Origin of the sequence: Methanoregula sp. (genome assembly GCF_002835825.1) — an archaeon.
In the GTDB taxonomy this organism is placed as follows: domain Archaea; phylum Halobacteriota; class Methanomicrobia; order Methanomicrobiales; family Methanospirillaceae; genus Methanoregula.
This window is the reverse complement of the sequence record NZ_PIZH01000412.1, coordinates 1-1,826: the sequence shown is the minus strand read 5'-3', so window position 1 is coordinate 1,826 and position 1,826 is coordinate 1. Positions and strand designations below refer to the sequence as shown.

The following is a 1,826-nucleotide window of genomic DNA, read 5'->3' as shown; positions in this document are numbered from 1 at the left end:
CACAAACTCCCTCCGGAAGACAGCTAGGCTCTTTTTGGCCTCCTCGATCGAACGTCCTTCGATCACGATCCGTTTTCCCTTGTATCCGGAAGCGATTGCCCGGCCGGTACTCTTCCAGTCAATCGTCCCGTCGCCAAGGGCAAGGTGTTCATCGGTAACGCCATGGTTGTCATGGATGTGGATATGGTCAGCCCGGTCCACGTACCGGAGGAACTCGCCGACCTTTCCCACGGTGTTTGCGTGCCCGAAGTCAAAGGTCATGCCGATTCCCTCGATCCCTTCGGTCATGCCAATCAGTTCCTCGGGGAACCGACAGAGGAACTCCTTGTAACTGATCATGTTCTCAAGGCAGGCAAGCACCCCATGCTCGCTGGCGCATTTTCCGATCTCGCGGAGCGCTTCCTTCTGGAGCGCCCATACCTTCTCCGGCATCATCTTGCCCACGGGGGAGATGTATCCGGGATGGACGGTGACGCGATCGGTCAGCGGGGCGGCGTGCTCAATACAGGTTTTGATCTGCCGGACCGACTCCCGCCAGATTGGATCGTTGAGGGTGGCGAGGTTCAGATCGCCATACGGGGCATGGACGGATGCGAGGAGCCGGGTTGTGGACAGGGCATCGCTGACAGACCGGAAGCAGTCCGGGTTCTCCAGCCGGTAGTTGCCATCACTGACAATCTCCCAGCCGTCGAAACCCGCCTCTTCGATGCCATAGACCCATGTAATGTCTTCCCAGACCTTTGCTGATGAAGAGAAGGAGAGTTTTGCGTTCACGGGTCACCCCGCAGTTCTTCGAGAAGGTGTTTCACGTCCCGTTCGAACTCCTCCAGGGTTCCCTCATTCCCGATCCGGATATCGGCCTGTTCCAGGGCTTTTCCAAGACCCCACCCCAGCTCCCGCTGATCGCGGTTTTTGAGCGCATCCGCCGTTGTGAAATCATCGGAGCGGGCCCGGGCAGCGATCCGTTCGAGGCGCTTCTCAAAAGGCGAATCAATGCTGATCAGGGTAAACCCGTCAAAGTTTTTCCGGAAGAGGGCAACTTCGGTGTCCCCCCGAATGCCGTCTACCAGGGCGAGGGGTGCATTGAGCCGGTGGATCTCCGGGACGCAGAGCTGGGCAATGGCGTCCATCCCACGCTCGGCCCGGAGCCGGTTCGCTGTTGCCCCGAAGTTGGTATCATTCGGTTCGAGCCCCGCCTCGCGGACAGCCTTCCGTATCATGTCACCCATGACAATGACCGGAATGCCCGCTTCCTGCGCTATCCGGGAGAATTCACCTTTTCCGCTTGCCGGCATTCCTACGACGCCAATCACTTTCATACGATATCTCCCCGATCTCCCGTGTCCGTATCCGCACTGTCCGCCCCAGTTCATCGGCGATTGCCTTGAGTTCTGCGAGCGTCAGGGGCGGATGGTTCTCCTGTAGTGTTCGACGTTTACAGATATATTCCCCATTGGTCATTTCCGGTGCGGTCTTTTGCATCCGGATGATCTTGTGCTCACCCTGCTGCAGCACGAGAGGGGTTGTACCAATTTCTGCCGAGATCTTTTTTATGTAATCGGCATTCTCATAGAATGCGGTGATGACGACCTCGAAATAAAAGAGAACATTATCGCGTGCGGCCTGTTTGCAGAAGTTGATGGACTTTTTAAGGCAGGATTCGTAATTCTCGGCAGGCATGGAGCTGTATCCGCCCTGCAGCCCGGAGAATCCCTCCCACCTCGTCTTGTAGTCGATAGCAACGCGGTCCAGGAGGTTTTCCTGGATGAGGCTCTCCAGTGTTCCGGGGAAGAGGCCGTTTGTCTGGAGGCCGACTTTCAGGTCCC

Annotated in this window: 3 protein-coding genes; all 3 read right to left on the bottom strand. The window is 57.3% G+C overall.

Annotation, left to right across the window (positions count from 1 at the left end; translation table 11 throughout):
• A partial coding sequence (locus CW742_RS11710; RefSeq protein ID WP_292420592.1) for a sugar phosphate isomerase/epimerase occupies positions 1-774 on the bottom strand: 774 nt, incomplete at its 3' end.
• Complete coding sequence (locus CW742_RS11705; protein ID WP_292420590.1) at positions 771-1,319, bottom strand: dephospho-CoA kinase; 549 nt, start codon at positions 1,317-1,319, stop codon at positions 771-773. The genes CW742_RS11705 and CW742_RS11710, both read right to left, overlap by 4 nt.
• Positions 1,273-1,826: anaerobic ribonucleoside-triphosphate reductase activating protein (locus CW742_RS11700; RefSeq protein ID WP_292420587.1), on the bottom strand; the 554-nt coding region annotated here is incomplete at its 5' end. The genes CW742_RS11705 and CW742_RS11700, both read right to left, overlap by 47 nt.

Coding starts and splice junctions, on each gene's coding strand:
- CW742_RS11705 (WP_292420590.1), bottom strand. CDS start 1,319: ATGAAAGTGATTGGCGTCGTAGGAATGCCGGCAAGCGGAAAAGGTGAA.